Genomic DNA, 16,976 nt, shown 5'->3' on the forward strand with positions numbered 1-16,976 from the left:
TATGGCAAATATAGTCAATTTTACTGACAAACAGTTTGAGAATCGCTTAAATGATAATTTAGAAGAATTGGTTCAAGGAAAAAAAGCGGTTGAATCGCCAACCGCTTTTTTACTTGGTGGGCAACCAGGATCAGGGAAAACCAGTTTGCGATCGGCAATTTCCGAAGAAACACAAGGAAATGTTGTTATCATTGATAATGATACCTTTAAACAACAGCACCCTAATTTTGATGAACTAGTGAAACTTTATGAAAAAGACGTAGTAAAACACGTTACCCCTTATTCTAATCGCATGACAGAAGCGATCATAAGCCGTTTGAGCGATCAAGGGTATAATTTGGTGATCGAAGGTACAGGACGAACAACAGACGTTCCTATTCAAACCGCCACAATGCTTCAAGCCAAAGGTTATGAAACAAAAATGTATGTCATGGCAGTACCTAAAATCAACTCATATTTAGGAACAATTGAACGATATGAAACCATGTATGCAGATGTCTATTTTTTCTCAATTAATTGGAAAAAATCTAAACTAAAGCTTATTTATGTGTCAAAAAGTAATATTTACAATTCATTATGACATATATGTATTGCAATCCACTAATAAATTAGGTATAATCATTTTAGATAAAGAAAGAGGAGTATATCATGGGTATTTTCAAAAAAAAAAATATTGAGGATGAACGAATAACCAATACAAAAAATAAGATTTATACAGAAGTTTATTCTTTAGTCATGGCAATCAGCGGTATTTCAATCTTCTTGAAGTATTTTATCTATAATCTTGGGCCTAAAAGTATAATTACCGAATTAACCATTCTAATTGCGAGTGGGGTTTACTATGTGTATCGGTCAACAAGTTTAGGTATAGTTTCTGCTGAGATTGAGATGCATGATCGTAAAAGCAAATGGTCTCAACAAAAGAAAAATCTATTATCCAGTATTGTACTTGGTATTGGTATCGCTCTTTTGTTTGGTATAAACAGCGCAGTGCAATATGCAGAGGGAGTAAATCAAAGTATTTCTTACTTTCTTCTGACTACCTTTATCTCATTGCTAATATATTTGCCTTTTTTTCTCATTTTTCTTGTAGTAGGTGGTGTAATTCTCAAAAAGAAAAGCGAGAAAGCCATAAATAAAATGCTTGAAGATGATAACTCTGGTGATAATGATGAAAAATATTAATCTAAAAATGGCTAGGGTGGAACATGACTTCTCTCAAGCGGAACTGGCAGAAAGAGTAGGTGTTTCTCGTCAAACAATTGGTCTCATTGAATTGGGAAAATACAACCCTACACTAAATCTGTGCATAGCAATCTGTCATACACTAGGCAGGACACTGGATGAATTATTTTGGGAAGAACCTGAATAAATCAAGGCAATCGGTCGTTTGAATCATAAATTATCAGCTATTCCAAGAAGGAGATGGATAAATATGTACGAATATAAATTTGTCAATATTAAAGTAGGATCGCTAAATGGTAAACCTAAGGATGATTACGAACAGATTATAAAAAGTCATGCAGAGGATGGCTGGAGGTTACATACGTTCGCCCCTTTACCTTTTGCGGCTGCAGGGCAGGCAATATCTATGGAAATAATTTTTGAAAGAGAAAAACAATAAACTAATACATTACCATTAACGAGTGAGGTTGCGAAAGATCGGAAGGGCAGCATAAACTTCCCGAAGAGAAACAGGCTTATTTAGCGATATAAGGCTTTACAATAGAGAAGGAGTGAAACTCTATTCAAGCTTAGAAACGCCTTCCATTAGTCCGAAAGAGACCTTAGAAAGAGAATTAAATCGTAAAGTATCAGGGAAAGAAATTCAACCGACTTTGGAGAGAATAGAGCAAAAAATGGTTCAAAATCAACACCAAGAAACCCCTGAATTTAAAGCAATTCAACAAAAATTGGAAAGCTTGCAGCCACCTACACCACCAATACCCAAAACACCTAAACTTCCAGGACTTTAAACCTTAAAAAAGGAAAAGAGTAGTTACCAAAAAACGGTAACTACTCTTTTTTTATAAAAACATTTCCTCATGTTTGAAAAGCTGATCGAGAAATAAAGCACACAACGGTATTCTTTCTTTTTTCAGTTGGTACATTTTGCAGTCTGTAACGTGCCATTTACTGTTTGTTACCTTAACATATCCAGTCGAAAACACAAGGGTATATAAACGAGCAAGCTCGCCCTTGTGTTTTCTTTGTGTCTATGTTGCGTACTCGTCACAGCAAACGACACGAACACACTGGCGAAAATGAACCAACAAAACGAAAAAAGAAAGGAGCGTACACTGTAATTTATTTCTAGCTTTTAAAACATGAGGAAAACAGCTTCACTTCCTCAAACGCCTAACAAAAATGGTTGTCAAAAAACTAAAAATCAAAAAAAAGAAAAGAGGAAAAGAAAATGGAAAAAACAAAAAAATTACAATTAGAAGATTTTACAGAAAATGAGTTTTTTGGAACACAAGAACAGCAATATCTAAAAGCTCAAGTAAGAGAAGAGCTAAAAGAGCAAGGCTTTATCATAGATAGCAGTTTTGAGGGCGATTTTAAAACATGGATAGGTGTATACGCAAGACCAAAAGATAAACCGACCTACTTAGACCCTCAAAACGATAAAGAAGCAGAAGAACAAGAGCAATATTCTATTAACGGCTTTAAACAAGATTTTAGCGAATGGTTTGAGTGGGAAATAAAAAATTTGAAAATTAAAGAAATGTAAAAAAAAAGCCTAGCAAAAAAAGCTAGGTTTTTCTTTTAGGTAAAACACCAAAAAGAAAAACCTAAGAAGGATAAAATAAGTTGTTCCACTTGCGGTGCAGTTGCTCCTCGTTCCAAACCCAACTTATTTCTTTGCAAAGATATTTGTATTTGACTAACACCTTTCCTCGAATGGTAAAAGCTAACCGTTCGTTACTCTACCTCAGATACTTTCTTTTTTCAGTTGGTACATTTTGCAGTCTGTAACGTGTCACTTACTGTTTGTTACCTTAACATATCCAGTCGAAAACACAAGGGTATATAAACGAGCAAGCTCGCCCTTGTGTTTTCTTTGTGTCTATGTTGCGTTCTCGTCACAGCAAACGACACGAACACACTGGCGAAAATGAACCACCTAAACGAAAAAAGAAAGGAACAAGATATGTAGAACATTCACAGCTTTTACCATTCGAGGAAAACAGCTTCACTTCCTCAAACGCCTAACAAAAATGGTTGTCAAAAAGCCAAAAATAAAAAAGAAAAGGAATGATAAAAATGAAATACATTAAAAACGTTGAAACATTGGAAGAATTGAAAAAAGCCTACAAAAAGTTAGCTTTGAAGTTACACCCCGATTGTGGCGGGAATGAAGAAGAAATGAAAATTTTGAACAATGAATATGACGAACTGTTTAGCAAACTTAAAAACACTCACAAGAACAAAGACGGCGAAACCTATACAAAAGAAACGACTGAAACGCCCGAACAATTTAAGGACATTATAAATCAACTTTTCAATCTGAAAATGGACGGTGTATCAATTGAAATCGTGGGAACTTTTATATGGTTAACAGGAAACACAAAACCTTATAAGGACGACATAAAAGCCCTAGAATTTCGTTATTCACCAAAAAAATACGCATGGTATAAAGCACCAAGCGATTATAAAAAACGTAGTCGAAAAAATTATGATATGGACACAATAAGGGGAATGTATGGAAGTCAAAAGGTGAAGGAAGATAAAGAAGAAAAAAAATACTTACAAGCCAATTAAGGCTTGTAAGTTTATCAGAAAGGAAGTTTTAAAGTGGATATTAAAATAAAAAAAATAAATTTTGAAGGTAATATTTTAAAAGTTATAAAAGCGACAGTAACAGAAATGAGAGGAATAAATAATCATCAAAAATACGATTTTGATTTATATCAAATAGAAGCACGTTCGCCAATGTCAACAAGAGAAATAACTTTAACAGTTGATTTTATAGAAAAAAAAGTATCAGGTGATATTATCGCTTTTGGTGATTGGTACGATTTGGATATAGAATCAGTAAATGAAATATTAAAGCAATTAAAAAAGGAAGGACAAACATTAAGAACAATCAATTTTATTTAAAAAAGTATCAAAAAAAGGAAAATTATTTTTCCTTTTTTTGATACTTTTTAGGTTTATTTGCTTTAATATATTCAGAAAAAATTTTTAAAAAGTCTTCTGTTTCTTCAACCGTCAAACAATCAATTTCAAAGTATTTTTCTAATAAAGCGCCTTTTTCAATTAATCGTTTTGTTCGTTGTTTTCTATTAATATTTTGCTCGCTATTCGCTCGCAAAATATTTTTTTGAATTTTTAGTTTTTCTATTCTTTTGTTGATGTCATTTAAATCATTATTTACCATAACTATTTAAGTAATTCAGAAAAATTTTGACTATTCGCATTTAATAAAGTTTCTAATTCGTCATAGAATAATTCTTTGTTTTCTTCAATTGATTCAATAGAAATATTATTTTTTGAAAGGGTAGAAAGAACAAAGTCACCAATATCTGCTTTAGACTTTAGAATTAATTCTTCTTTTTTCTTTTGTAATTCTTTAATTTGAAGTTCAATATCAGAAACAGTTTTCTTCTTTCTTTTTTTTGGCTTCGTTTTAGAATTAAAATTACCATTAATTTCATTAATATTTTGATCTTGATTTTCCATGAAATACGCCTCCTAATATATTGTGTAACTCTATCATATTATATTATTTTTCTAAAATCAATAAATATAAATGGAAATGTCAGGTTAAGCATATTTACTTTTATAATAATAAGTGGTAAAATTAATTTATCAAGGATTCCCTTAGATGATTTACTAAGGGCGCACTTATACCCCTAAATCTTATTTAGTGGTAATTGTGCTATAAAACTTAATTTACATTTCGTTTTATCGTCAAGCGTGTTTGTTAAAATTCGCTACGCTCATGTTTGAAAAGAAAGAGAGGTGATACAATTGGCAATCTTCCATTTATCTATGACAATAGCAAAAAGAGAAGGCGGAAAAAGAAGTTTAATTGCAATGGCTTCTTATCGAAGCGGTGAAAAATTATATAGTGAACTATACGAAAAAACTAATCTATACAACCATAGAACTATTAAACCAGAATCTTTTATTTTAAAACCTGATTATGTACCTAATGAATTTTTAGATAGACAGACTTTATGGAACAAAATGGAATTAGCAGAAAAACAGGTGAATTCTCAAATTTGCCGAGAAGTAAATGTAGCATTGCCAATTGAATTAAATAATACAGATCAACGATCACTGATAGAAGAATTTGTTAAAGATAATTTTGTCAGTGAAGGAATGATTGCAGATGTAGCTATTCATAGAGATGATGAAAACAATCCCCATGCTCATATTATGTTAACAATGAGGGAAGTAGATAGTGAAGGAAATATTCTTAACAAGCGAAAAAAGATACCTAAACTAGATGAAAATGGAAACCCGATTTTATTAGAAAATGGTAAAATTAAAATGGTTTCTATTAAAACAAATGATTGGGATAGAAAATCTCTTGTTTCTGAAATTCGTAAAGATTGGGCAGACAAAGTTAATCAATATTTAAAAGATAGAAATATCGATCAACAAATTACAGAAAAATCGCATGCGGAACTTGGAAAAAAAGAACTACCAACAATTCATGAAGGTTTTTACTCAAAAAAATTAGAAGAAAAAGGAGTTATAAGTGAGTTAAAAAGAAAAAATTTAGAGATTCAAAGTTACAATGATATTCTAGCCGAACTTGATAAACTTGAAAGTCAAGATAAAGTGTTAAAACAAGACCAAAACTTCACTTTAAAATTTGAAAAAACTTTCTCACCTTTAGAAAAAGGAGAACTGAAAAATCTTTCAAAAGAATTGAAATTATTTATTAATGATGAAAACATTGATAAACGAATAGGTGAATTAAAACGATGGGAAAATTCACTTATCTTTAATAATAAAATGGAAATTCAAAAACAACGTTTGATGTTAAGTAAAATTAGTAGTGAACGAGATATGCTTACAAAGGCAAATGAAATTTTAGGTAAACAAGCAGAAAGATTCTTCAAAAAATCTTATCCAAGTTTGAATATTGACAAATTTTCAAATCACGAAGTTAGAGCAATGGTTAATGAAACCCTATTTAGAAAACAGTTATTGAATAAAGATCAGTTAGCAGAGGTTGTTTACAATGAAAGAGTAGTAGAGAAAGAAGAAAGTAAAAAGATTTTTAAAGAAAAACCATTTCAGACTAGCCGTTATCTTGATTCAAAAATTAAACAAGTTGAAGATAGTATAACAAAAGAAAATAACCCTGAAAGAAAAGAAATTTTATCAATTAAAAAAGAAAAACTAATAGGAATAAAACAAGGATTGATAGAATATGTTCAATCAGAAGTTGAAAGAAAATTTAATAAAAATGTTTCAATAGATTCAGTCATAGAAGGCGAAATGTTACTTGCAAAATCTGACTATTACAAAACAACTGATTTTTCTAAAGTCGAAGGAGTTGCTAGATTCAGCAGTGAGGAAATTAATTCCATGTTGGAACAATCAAAAGGCTTCTTAACTAACATTCAGACGGTGAAAATTCCTAATGATTGTCAAGGTGTATTTTTTGTTCAAGATAGCATGAAACATATTGATGAACTAAGCCCATTAGCAAAACACAATCTGAAAAAGGTCGTTAATCGCAATGCTTATTTACCTGATTCTGATAAAATAGAATTAAGTAAAGAAATTGAAAATACCAACAAAGATCAATCCCAAGAATTGGATAAAGACGTACCAGAAAAAAATGAAGTGACTGTAAAAATGTTCCAATTTGCGAAGTCAATTAATCGTTTGTTGAGCGGTAACCAACCACAGAAAAAACGAAACTTAGACAAATTGATTAAGCAAACAAAAGCAAAAGAAAACCAATCATTACAAAGGAATATTCCTTTGCGATAAAATAAAATGAAGAGGTGTAAAAGATGAAAAAAATTATCAAAAATACAAAGTTTAAGCTTGAGAGTGCTGTTGTTGCGTTGGGTACATTGTTTATTACTGATCCAGTATTTGCAGCTACTGATCCACAAGCAAAATTAGTTCAAGCAGGTAACACTATAAAAGGTGTTTTAACAGCCTTAATTGTTGTAGTTGGTGGGATTGCTTGTGCAAAAATTGTTATTAAATATTTGCCGTCTATTGATGATCCACAAGAAAAAAATACCATGTATAAAGCCTTGGGAACAGCCTTGCTTGTAACTGCTTTAGGTGGGGCGTTGGTTTGGTTAGTACCTTGGGCATACGGCTTATTAGCATAAGGGGAATCTAAAATGAATTGGAATATAAATTTTGACAGTGAAATTAAAGAACCAATTTTTAACCAAGAAGAAACAGGTATTTTAATTGATCTAGGCGCTACAAAAGCAACGAATGAATTAGTTTTACCAATGGTTAGTTTTATTTTGAAACATGCACCAATCAAGATTGTTATACAAAAAGAAGCCAATTCGTCAGGGGCAACCGTTTATATAAGTACAGCTGACCGCTACAATTTTCTTATAAAAAATGGGTATGGTATGGGATATGTTGGTACAGGTAGCAGAGGACTTGAAACGCTTCTTGAAACGTTGAATATCAATGAAAATGATATTAAAAAGATATTTGATTCAAGTATAAAATTCGTTCAATTTGAGTTTAAGTAAGAAAGAAGGGTTCAAATGAATAGCGATCAAGTGAAACAAGCCTTACTAGATTTGTTAAATGCAGATACAGAAAAAGGGCGGACTTGGTTTTTCCCTTCTAACGTATCTGATCGTTACACAGTCATTTTAGGGCTAGATTTGAAACAATCAGCAAAAGCAATCGGTACGGCATTAATAAGCGTGCTATTGGCAATTCTTATTTTCCGTAGCACAGCCGTTTTTCCTTTAATTATCTATGTCATTGTTGGTTTGGTGTCATTTGGTGGTGTATGGGCGTTTTATACGATTAAACCAATTACAGACCGCCCTAACATTTCTATATCTGATTTTATGAAGCAAAGAAAAGACTTTTCTAAAAGACCAAAAGTCTATTATAAGAAGCCGAAAGAACGAGTGTAAAAGAGAGGTGATTTAATTGTTTGATTTTCTAAAAACAAGTTCCAAAAGTAACGATAATAAAAAAAGCGATACGATGAAAGAAATGATTTATTGGGAAGATAATTCAAGATTTCAAGGCGTATTTAAAGATTTTTTTGTCGTTTATCAGCCAGAAAAAAAGCAATTTAGCCTTGTGAGCATGCTAAAAGTTGACGGCTTAAACGTTGATACCTTGCCAGTATCAGAGCAAGAAGGGTTAAACGAAGATTTTGGTGTCTTTCTATCTCAAAACGTTCTATATGAACCGCAGATCACTTCTAAGAATGTACCAGTAGAAATTGACGATTTTGTAGAAGCCTGGGGGAATACAGTAGAAAATTATCGCAAAATGCCAGGGCATAATGAAGCTTTATTACAACTAAAGGCTAGTTACTATTATCATTATAGAAATTTAGCAAGTAACATGGAAACTTCAAAGAAACAACATTTTGTAATTAATTCTGAACCAATTTCAAAGGAAACTTACGACAGTTTGGAATTGTCCTATCAAGTGTTACGCGATAAGACAAGAACAATCAGAACAGCTTTAATTGCATTTTTAAGTAAATATGATTGTCAGGTTGAAATGTGTACGATTGGCGAGATGAAAAAGGTTTTGAATAGTTAGGAGCGTTATAATGGAGAAGATACCAAAAGAGAAAATTGTCTTGATACCCGAAGTTGATACGGACGTTGTATCTGATTTAGCACCATTTAACTTTACAGTAGAACGTGACAAATTATTGATTGATGATTCATACGCAGTACCGTATGTCATTACAAAATACAACAATAAGCCACGTGGGAATTGGTTTAATCGTATTCGCAAAATGAGCGGAGATATAACTATTTCTCATTACTATACAAAAGCCAACGGTAATTCATTGAATGATTACTACAATAGAACCATTAAGAATAAACAAGCAGAGATTGACCGTTCACATGATCCATTGACAATTATTCGTTTAGAACGTGAAATGAAAATTGCTCAAACACAGTTAGAGCAAGCCGTTGACGAAAACACTTCTTATCTTTATTTATATACTTATGTTTTAATTAAAAGCAAGTCAGAAGATAAGCTGAAAAAATTGTGTGAAGATTTTGAAACACGTTGTATCGCAAGTGGAGTAAAAGCCTTGATTCCATATACTATGATTGATAAAGCGTATTGGAGTGCCTTGCCTTTACAATCTAATGAAGTGCCTGAATACACGTACACAATCGCTAATTCAATCAGTGCAAGCAGTATTTTTCCTTTTGATGATAATGAATTAAGTGTATTTACTAAAAATATGATTATTGAGGGAATTAATAAAGATACTGAAAATATCGTTAGTATTGATTACACCAACAGAAAATTAGTAGTCAATCGTAATAAATTCGTTTTTGGTTTATCTGGTGGGGGAAAGACCACTTACCTAACGTCAGACTATTTGAAAAAATATGCTTTTTCTGATAATTCAACAGAACTAAGGCACAGAATCGTTTTATTTGATCCCGAGGAGGAACAAACAGAGCGTGTACGTTCTCTAGGGGGCGAAATAATCAATCTTTCGTCTATGTCAGATGTTCGTATCAATCCGTTTCAAATCTACTCACGCAATACACCAGATGTGGATTTAAAAGAATCGTTATCCGATTTTGAAGAGGACGAACTTGTAGAAAATCTTGAAATAAAGCACAAAGATTTTGAAATGACTGAAAATGATATTGATAAAGAAATCAGTAAACGAATGAATATTTTAACGCCATATTTCCTAATGGTGGATCACTCTTTGACTGACAGTCAATTATCTATTATTAAGTTAGAAGCTAAAAAATGCTATACGAATTTATACGAAAAGAAAAACTTGTCAAAAATGGAAAACACCGATTTTCCAACATTTTCAGACTTAGAAAGTCGATTGAAAGCATTAGAAGAAACTGATCCCAAACGATACAAGCGAATTGAAGATTTTATTTATTCATTAGAAGATTTTACAATCGGAAGCCGTACCATATTTAACGGTCATACAAATATTGACTTAAACAATCCGTTAATTTGCTTCTCTTTGCGAGATTTACAGACCGAAGAAGGAATCAGAGATTTAGCATACCTCAACAGCTTTAGTTATCTATTTGAAGAAATAACCAACAATCCGCAAATTGTAACGTCTGTTTATGCAGATGAATTTCACTTTTTATTGAAGAATAAAATTAGTGCTGACTTTTTCTTCCAAGCATATAAACGCTTTAGAAAATACAATGCTGATTGTACCGTATCAACCCAACAGATTGATGATGTATTAAAAGCGCCTGACAATATCGGTAAAGCAATTATTGGGAATAGCTTTACAAAAGTGTTTTTTGGACTTGATGAAACGGAAGCACAAGGTATTTCAAATGAGTTGAAACTTAAACTCACAAAAAAAGAATTATCGTTCATTACCTCAAAACGTCAAGGGGAAGCTTTACTCTTTCATGGAACAAAGAGGGCTAAAATTAAAGTCGATTTGACCCAGGAAGAAATGCGTTTGCTTAACCCAGGCGAATATGAAGATATTTACGGCGTTAGTCCGAAGAAAGAGATCAACTGGTTGTTAAGATCGAAAATTCAATAGAAGGGAGAAAATAATGAAATACAAAATCTTGAAAAATTTGCAATTTTACTATCAAGAGAATGTAATTGTCGTTCAAATAAACGAAAAATATTTGACGAATCGAGAACATATTTTTGATATAGAAGAAAGTGAACAATATTTTGTTGATGTAGAGGAAATTTTAACCAAAGACGGAAAACTAGAAATTGTTTATCACCGTCCTAATGGCTATACACCACTACTTGATTTAAAAGAATATGCTGATTTTTATAAATTGGATATAGTGAATCGATTACTTGAAATGAATGTACTAGAAAAAACAAACACCTATCTAGCAATGCAAAATATCCTACTCAAAGATACACGTGACTTGCTATTTATTTATAAAGCAGATCATTTTGGTAATTTGCCTTACTCAACTAAAGAAGAATTAGAGCAATGGAAAAATTTTATTTGTAGTTTTTTTGGTAAATACACGCTTGAAAAGTATGAGAAGAACCGTATCGAAGTTCTAGCAAAAGAAAAAAATTCATTTTTAAATGATATAGAAGCAGTTGAAAGCCTAGAATCATTAAGAGATTTAATAAAAAATCGACTAACCGAAGAACAAAAGAATTTCTTTTCTACTGAATTACAGGATAAGAAAGCAGACGTTCGAAAAATTCGCAGAAATAAAAGCTTAAAAATTGCGTTAGTTGTAGGTGTTATTGCGTTATATGGTGGTACGGTTTTTCTTATGAAAGTAAATGAGAATAAACAAGTTACGGCTACACAGCAAAGCGCAGAAACAGAGATCACTATTTTAAATAAGATTATTGATAATGATAGTGAGAATATCGAAGAAGATATGCAAAAGCTCAATTATCCTAAGAAAAAACAAGTTGATATTTACGTGAAACTTGGTGATTATACCAAGGCTTATGAACTTGATAAAAAGTCAGATAAAAAAATTATTCAAAGTCTGTACAAACAAGGAGAAACCGAAAAAATAGAAGCCCTTGATTTACCAGGAAGCGACTATTTAGCAGACTTCAAAAAGATTTTAGCGTATGACAATTCAACAGATATTGAGTATCTGGTTCAAACTAGTACCGATCCAACAATTGTTGAAGCTTTAATCGATAAATCAGTAAAAGAAAAAGACATTCCAACAGTGAAAAATATTCGTCAAGTATCAATTACACAAAAGAAATTAGCAATCGATCCTAAACGTCAAATCAGTATGATTGACTTATTGATTGAAAATAACAGTGAAGAATTAGAAAATATGTATAAGGATAATTCTTTAAATGAGGACTTGAAGAAAAAACAAACCAATGACTTGTTAGAAGAAAACAACACGTTGCTTAGTGAAAAGATTGAATTAACAAACGCTGAAAAAGATTAGGAAGGTTGGTGATTTCATATCATGGGAGCAACAGTTGCTAAACTGCTTATTCGTTATCGAAAACCGATAGCGAAAGCAATTTTAGGCTTTTTCGTCTTTATCATTGTAATCTTCCTTCTTATTTTTAATAACGATCAAACCGCCCCTAGTGGCGGACTAGCAACAGAAAACAAAAATTTAAGTGAATCTGTTTTGAGGTACAAAAGTACCGTTGAAAAGTACGCTAGACAATATGACGGTATGGAATATGTGCCTTATATCTTAGCCCTTATGCAAATTGAATCAGGCGGTGAAGGTGGCGACCCTATGCAATCAAGCGAAAGTTTAGGACTGCCCCCGAACACTATTAAAGACCCCGAACGAAGCATACAACGAGGAGTAGAGTTTTTTGTAGAAAATATGAAAAGCGCTATAAACCGAGGATCAGATATAAAAACAGCTCTTCAAGCGTATAATTATGGCGGTGGTTTTGTTGATTTTGTAGTGAAGAATGGCGGAACGTATTCTTTTGAGTTGGCTAAACAATTTTCTATTAATATGTCAGGTGGCGAAAAGGTACCTTATGTAAATGCTTTATCTACTTCAATGGGCTACAATTACCGCTATAACTACGGAAATATGTTCTATGTGCCAAAATTACTTGAATACGTTAACGAAAGCCAGGCAAGCGCAGAGGGCGTTCAAAACAATTCTAATAATACTGGCGTTGTTCAAGTTGATGTACCTAGTGAGTACAAGAATAAATTACGTTATCCAAGATATGACGGACATAACTATAATACAAGCGGTAGTTATCCATTTGGGCAATGTACCTGGTACGCTTTTAATCGTATGGCTCAAATAGGAAAACCAGTTGATGATTTTATGGGCAATGGTGGCGAATGGGGCTATAAAGGGAAAGCTTTAGGCTATAAAGTAACAAATAAGCCAAAAGTAGGTACGGCAATTTCTTTCCCACCTGGTTCTTTTGGCTCTGATCCAGTTTACGGACACGTTGCCTTTGTAGAAGTCGTAAATGCAGACGGTACGCTTCTTGTATCAGAGTGTAATGTAGTAAACCCAGGAAGTGGAACAATCAGTTATCGAGTAGTGCCAGCTTCTATTGCAAATATTGCAAGTTATGTTGAATAAGGAGAGGAAGAAATGGAGTTTGACAAAATAAAAGTTAGTTTGTTTATCTCAACGCTTGTTTTACTTGTGGTTACCATAGGTATGGTTGTTTTTGGGATTAAACAAGGCGAGCAGATCCGCCAGTTAAAGAGCGAATTAAAAAGCGTACAAACGGAATTAGCAAACAAACAATCGGAACAAGACACTAACCAAAGCGAATCGGAAAAAATTATCAAAGAATTTTACAAGACAGTTTATAACTACGAAAAAAGCCAAAAAGAAATATCTATGACAACGGTTAAAGAATTAGCAACAGACAACGTTTATCAAGAATTACAAAACGAGATCAACGTAAACAATTCATATAGCCCACAACAAAACACGATTCAAAAGTCTTCAGTAAACGAAAATGAAATAAAAATTCTTGCTTATGAAAGCAAAGATAATACACAACAGTATTTAGTAACAGCACCAATCCACCAAGTTTTTAACGGTACAAAAAATGATTTTGAAATAAACCAAATTATCCAAATTAAAAACCAACAAATTACCCAGAGAACGACCATTCAATTAGGAGAGGAGTAGAAGCATGGCGAAGAAAAAGCAAGAGCAAGTAAAACTGATTATCCTAGTTATACTCTATCTACTATTATTACCAGTAACATTGATTGTGTTTAAATTATTACCTTATATCATTGCGAATGATACAAACATTGAATTGAGTACCTTTGTTACAACTATTTTAAAGCACCCAATCAATACTTTTTTAGAGATTATTCAATCTAATTACATGATTCCGTTCTTCATTATACAAATTATTGTTTTAATCGTTTTATTTGTCTTTCTACACCCTACCAAACGCCAACCGTTTGAGGTTGTCGGAAAAACAAACCCTGTTCATGGATCGGCTTATTGGGGGGAAGAATCAGAAATAAATGCACCGAAAAACGTTCATTTGATCCCTGAAAAATCAATGAAAAGTATATTAGAAAAATCAATGAGGAGGGGGAAAAATGAGTAGTTTGTTAGCAGAATCAGACGGTTTAATATTAGGGAAATTTCAAAGTGGAAAAGTTGTGATCCAACCCGAAGATAGCAAAATAAGCAATCGAAATATTTTTGTAGTAGGTGGTCCAGGATCATTTAAAACACAAAGTTATGTTTTGCCTAATGTTGTAAATAATCGAAGTACGTCAATTGTTGTAACCGATCCAAAAGGGGAAATTTACGAGTTAACCAATGAAATAAAAAAAGCCCAGGGCTTCAAAACAGTTGTGATAAATTTTAAAGATTTCTTGCTAAGTTCTAGGTACAATCCGTTACTCTATATCCGCAAATCAAATGATACAAACAAGATTGCAAACGTCATAGTATCAGCAAAGAATGACCCCAAACGGAAAGATTTTTGGTTCAATGCACAATTAAGCTTGTTAAATACACTGATTAAATATGTTTATTTTGAATATGAACCAAGCGCAAGAACAATTGAGGGTATTTTAGACTTTTTAGAAGAATTTGATCCACGTTATAACGAAGAAGGTGTATCAGAACTTGATGAACAATTTGAGCGTTTGCCAGACGGACACGAAGCAAAACGCAGTTACTATTTAGGCTTCCGACAAGCACAAAGTGAAGCAAGACCAAACATTGTTATTAGTCTATTGACGACTTTACAAGATTTTGTTGATAAAGAAGTATCAGAATTTACTAGTACAAACGATTTTTTCTTTGAGGAATTAGGAACGTCAAAAATTTGTTTATACGTGCTAATTTCCCCATTAGATCGAACTTGGGACGGCTTAGTGAATCTCTTTTTCCAACAAATGTTTACAGAGTTATATTTTTTAGGGGATAAGCACAACGCAAAATTGCCAGTACCTTTAGTTATGTTACTAGATGAATTTGTCAATTTGGGCTACTTTCCAACATACGAGAATTTTCTTGCAACGTGTCGAGGGTATCGTATTTCAGTTAGTACCATATTGCAATCTTTGCCCCAGGGCTTTGAACTTTACGGAGATAAGAAATTTAAAGCGATCATTGGGAATCATGCCATTAAAATATGTCTAGGTGGTGTAGAGGAAACGACCGCCGAATACTTTTCAAGACAAGTAAATGATACAACAATCAAAGTATATACAGGCGGAACAAGTGAAAGTAAAACGTCCGCAAAAACAACTAACCGAAGCGGAAGTAAGTCAGAAAGCTACGGTTACCAAAAAAGGCGATTGATTACCGAAGGGGAAGTTATCAATTTACAACAAGAAGAAAATGGCAGAAAAAGTATTGTGTTAATTGACGGTAAACCTTACATGTTAAGAAAAACGCCACAATTTGAATTGTTCGGAAATCTTCTTAAAAAGCATGAAATTTCACAGCAAGATTATATAAGCAGTCAAACGGAATTTGCCAAAGAATACATTGAGGAATTGGAAAAACAGCACAAACAACGAAAAGTGCAACTAGCAAGCGCCCCAATTTTTCACGAGAAGAAACAAGAAGATGAATTGAATAAAAAAGAAATAAATCTACCTGAACAACCGATCGAATCAGAAGTAACAGAAGAAGAGGAAGAAAAAGAACTATCAATGAGTGATATTCTAAGTAGTTTTGATGAAGGTATAGAGGAAAACACAGCCAACAATGACAACAGCGAATTACCATTTTAAAGATCGGAGGAAATCAAATGAATGGACTGAAAGAATTTTTTGGGAATATCCCAATGTTTCAAAAGCAAGTAGAACGAGAAATCGAAGAAAAAGGAATTGAACCAAGTGAGGGCATTAAAAAAATGGAATTTAGCCGTCAAGTGATCCGTAACTTAGTGATTGGCGTTTTAGTTGTCGGTATTCTTGCTTTTGTGGGCATTTCTTATTTTAACAATAAGAATCAACCACCAGTGACACCAACAGCCACCACCGCAAGCAAAGAAAGCAACCAGTCAGAAACAAGCGGAGAAGCCACAGAAAACAGCTCACAAGCCGTTCAAGGGTCAAGCGACCATTTACTCAAATTAAGTGCGAAAGAGCGAGCAGACGAAGCGACAGAAGCTTTTGAGAGTTGGTACAAGTCTTTCTCTAATGGTGACGTGATTTTAGAAATCAACAAAGAATTATTGAAAGAAGGATCAGGCGGTACAAGCCCGATTGAATTACAAACCAAATTGATCGATAACTTAAAAGCCAAGTTCGGCGATAAGGTGTCAGATGATTTTTATACGAGTTTGCAAACAAGCTTTAATTTCAATCCAGTGATCGTTGACGGTACCAAAGGGCTAACGATTTCCAAGCAGAATGATGATGACAGCCAATGGTTAAATACTTGGTTCTTAGATACGGAAAAAACAGAACAAAATACGAAAATTGTGTTGCGGAATGATTTTCCTTTTGAATGGGTGGATTGGCGGAATGATGCTAGGCACAGAGAAGCCTATAAGAATATATTCACGCAATTAGATTGGGATAATGATTTGAGTTATGAAGTTGTTGGAATAAATCTGACAGAATCTAAGAAAAACGTTGAAGGAGTAAGTATCGCATTTGTCATTATGAAGTACAATGAAAAACTTGGGAAGTGGCAAGTAACAGGATCTATTGGAGGGATTATATAATGCCTAATATTTTAGATGTTGGTGAAAATATAGTTGATACTGGAAAAGATTTAGTTGATAAAGTTAGCGATACAATTTCAGGAGTTTTTGAAGGTGTAAAAGAAACCGCGGATAGTGTGCTGCACCCAATCGATAGCTTGTTAGGCAATTGGGGCAGTGACCTTTTAGAA

20 protein-coding genes and 2 pseudogenes are annotated in these 16,976 nt (G+C 33.0%); 20 read left to right on the plus strand and 2 right to left on the minus strand.

The features are described 5' to 3' along the window. Position 1 precedes the first annotated feature (1 nt). The 8 genes and pseudogenes from NE257_RS11155 to NE257_RS11190 all read left to right on the plus strand — a co-directional run. Positions 2-496: pseudogene (locus tag NE257_RS11155) on the plus strand (zeta toxin family protein); the annotation flags it as partial. A gap of 152 nt (positions 497-648) precedes the next feature. Then, on the plus strand, positions 649-1,185 hold the full coding sequence (locus tag NE257_RS11160) for a YpbF family protein (protein ID WP_251886488.1): 537 nt from the start codon (positions 649-651) through the stop codon (positions 1,183-1,185). Continuing rightward, on the plus strand, positions 1,169-1,372 hold the full coding sequence (locus NE257_RS11165; protein WP_251886500.1) for a helix-turn-helix transcriptional regulator: 204 nt from the start codon (positions 1,169-1,171) through the stop codon (positions 1,370-1,372). The genes NE257_RS11160 and NE257_RS11165 overlap by 17 nt, the downstream gene beginning before the upstream one ends. Positions 1,373-1,435: 63 nt before the next feature. Continuing rightward, positions 1,436-1,624: a DUF4177 domain-containing protein gene (locus NE257_RS11170; RefSeq protein WP_251886489.1), complete on the plus strand. Its 189-nt coding sequence runs from the start codon at positions 1,436-1,438 to the stop codon at positions 1,622-1,624. 67 nt (positions 1,625-1,691) lie between these two features. Continuing rightward, positions 1,692-1,976, plus strand: a pseudogene (locus NE257_RS11175) (zeta toxin family protein); the annotation flags it as partial. A 440-nt stretch (positions 1,977-2,416) separates the two neighbouring features. Beyond that, a complete protein-coding gene (locus tag NE257_RS11180) occupies positions 2,417-2,734 on the plus strand; it encodes a hypothetical protein (protein ID WP_002300567.1) in 318 nt (105 codons plus the stop codon). A 533-nt stretch (positions 2,735-3,267) separates the two neighbouring features. Next, positions 3,268-3,765, plus strand: a complete 498-nt coding sequence (locus NE257_RS11185; protein WP_002300565.1) for a DnaJ domain-containing protein — start codon at positions 3,268-3,270, stop codon at positions 3,763-3,765. Positions 3,766-3,798: 33 nt separating this feature from the next. Further along, entirely contained in the window at positions 3,799-4,104 is a 306-nt protein-coding gene (locus NE257_RS11190) for a hypothetical protein (protein ID WP_000351790.1), read from the plus strand. Positions 4,105-4,126: 22 nt separating this feature from the next. Here NE257_RS11190 and NE257_RS11195 read toward each other — a convergent pair whose 3' ends face one another. Continuing rightward, complete coding sequence (locus NE257_RS11195) at positions 4,127-4,384, minus strand: hypothetical protein (protein ID WP_142973629.1); 258 nt, start codon at positions 4,382-4,384, stop codon at positions 4,127-4,129. Between the two features lie 2 nt (positions 4,385-4,386). Continuing rightward, positions 4,387-4,686 (minus strand): hypothetical protein, encoded by a 300-nt coding sequence (locus NE257_RS11200; protein ID WP_251886490.1) that lies wholly within the window; start codon positions 4,684-4,686, stop codon positions 4,387-4,389. A gap of 291 nt (positions 4,687-4,977) precedes the next feature. On the opposite strand from NE257_RS11200, the gene mobQ reads away from it, so the two are divergent. The 12 genes from mobQ to NE257_RS11260 are packed head-to-tail and all read left to right on the plus strand — an operon-like array spanning position 4,978 to position 16,806. Next, on the plus strand, positions 4,978-6,963 hold the full coding sequence (gene mobQ, locus NE257_RS11205) for a MobQ family relaxase (protein WP_276532379.1): 1,986 nt from the start codon (positions 4,978-4,980) through the stop codon (positions 6,961-6,963). Positions 6,964-6,986: 23 nt separating this feature from the next. After that, positions 6,987-7,319, plus strand: a complete 333-nt coding sequence (locus NE257_RS11210; RefSeq protein WP_142973631.1) for a CagC family type IV secretion system protein — start codon at positions 6,987-6,989, stop codon at positions 7,317-7,319. Positions 7,320-7,331: 12 nt separating this feature from the next. Then, the gene (locus tag NE257_RS11215; protein WP_251886492.1) at positions 7,332-7,703 is read left to right on the plus strand and encodes a hypothetical protein; all 372 of its coding nucleotides are present in this window, start codon (positions 7,332-7,334) and stop codon (positions 7,701-7,703) included. 15 nt (positions 7,704-7,718) lie between these two features. Further along, positions 7,719-8,102: a glycosyl transferase gene (locus NE257_RS11220; RefSeq protein ID WP_001083514.1), complete on the plus strand. Its 384-nt coding sequence runs from the start codon at positions 7,719-7,721 to the stop codon at positions 8,100-8,102. A gap of 16 nt (positions 8,103-8,118) precedes the next feature. Then, positions 8,119-8,748 carry a hypothetical protein gene (locus NE257_RS11225; RefSeq protein ID WP_021109237.1) on the plus strand — a complete coding sequence of 210 codons (630 nt, stop codon included), beginning with the start codon at positions 8,119-8,121 and terminating at the stop codon, positions 8,746-8,748. Between the two features lie 10 nt (positions 8,749-8,758). Next, positions 8,759-10,720 (plus strand): VirB4 family type IV secretion system protein, encoded by a 1,962-nt coding sequence (locus tag NE257_RS11230; protein WP_251886493.1) that lies wholly within the window; start codon positions 8,759-8,761, stop codon positions 10,718-10,720. Positions 10,721-10,733: 13 nt separating this feature from the next. Then, positions 10,734-12,086 (plus strand): conjugal transfer protein TraF, encoded by a 1,353-nt coding sequence (locus tag NE257_RS11235; RefSeq protein WP_251886494.1) that lies wholly within the window; start codon positions 10,734-10,736, stop codon positions 12,084-12,086. A 21-nt stretch (positions 12,087-12,107) separates the two neighbouring features. Beyond that, positions 12,108-13,217, plus strand: a complete 1,110-nt coding sequence (locus NE257_RS11240) for a lysozyme family protein (RefSeq protein WP_251886495.1) — start codon at positions 12,108-12,110, stop codon at positions 13,215-13,217. A gap of 12 nt (positions 13,218-13,229) precedes the next feature. Next, positions 13,230-13,781, plus strand: coding sequence for a hypothetical protein (locus NE257_RS11245; protein WP_251886496.1), 552 nt, complete (start codon positions 13,230-13,232; stop codon positions 13,779-13,781). Positions 13,782-13,785: 4 nt separating this feature from the next. Next, positions 13,786-14,217: a hypothetical protein gene (locus tag NE257_RS11250; protein WP_115234433.1), complete on the plus strand. Its 432-nt coding sequence runs from the start codon at positions 13,786-13,788 to the stop codon at positions 14,215-14,217. Continuing rightward, the gene (locus tag NE257_RS11255; RefSeq protein WP_251886497.1) at positions 14,210-15,865 is read left to right on the plus strand and encodes a VirD4-like conjugal transfer protein, CD1115 family; all 1,656 of its coding nucleotides are present in this window, start codon (positions 14,210-14,212) and stop codon (positions 15,863-15,865) included. Before NE257_RS11250 ends, NE257_RS11255 begins: the two co-directional genes overlap by 8 nt. Positions 15,866-15,882: 17 nt before the next feature. Next, positions 15,883-16,806 carry a hypothetical protein gene (locus tag NE257_RS11260; RefSeq protein ID WP_251886498.1) on the plus strand — a complete coding sequence of 308 codons (924 nt, stop codon included), beginning with the start codon at positions 15,883-15,885 and terminating at the stop codon, positions 16,804-16,806. Positions 16,807-16,976: the final 170 nt, after the last annotated feature.

The sequence above is a fragment of the Enterococcus italicus genome (assembly GCF_023743875.1).
In the GTDB taxonomy this organism is placed as follows: Bacteria; Bacillota; Bacilli; order Lactobacillales; family Enterococcaceae; genus Enterococcus_G; species Enterococcus_G italicus.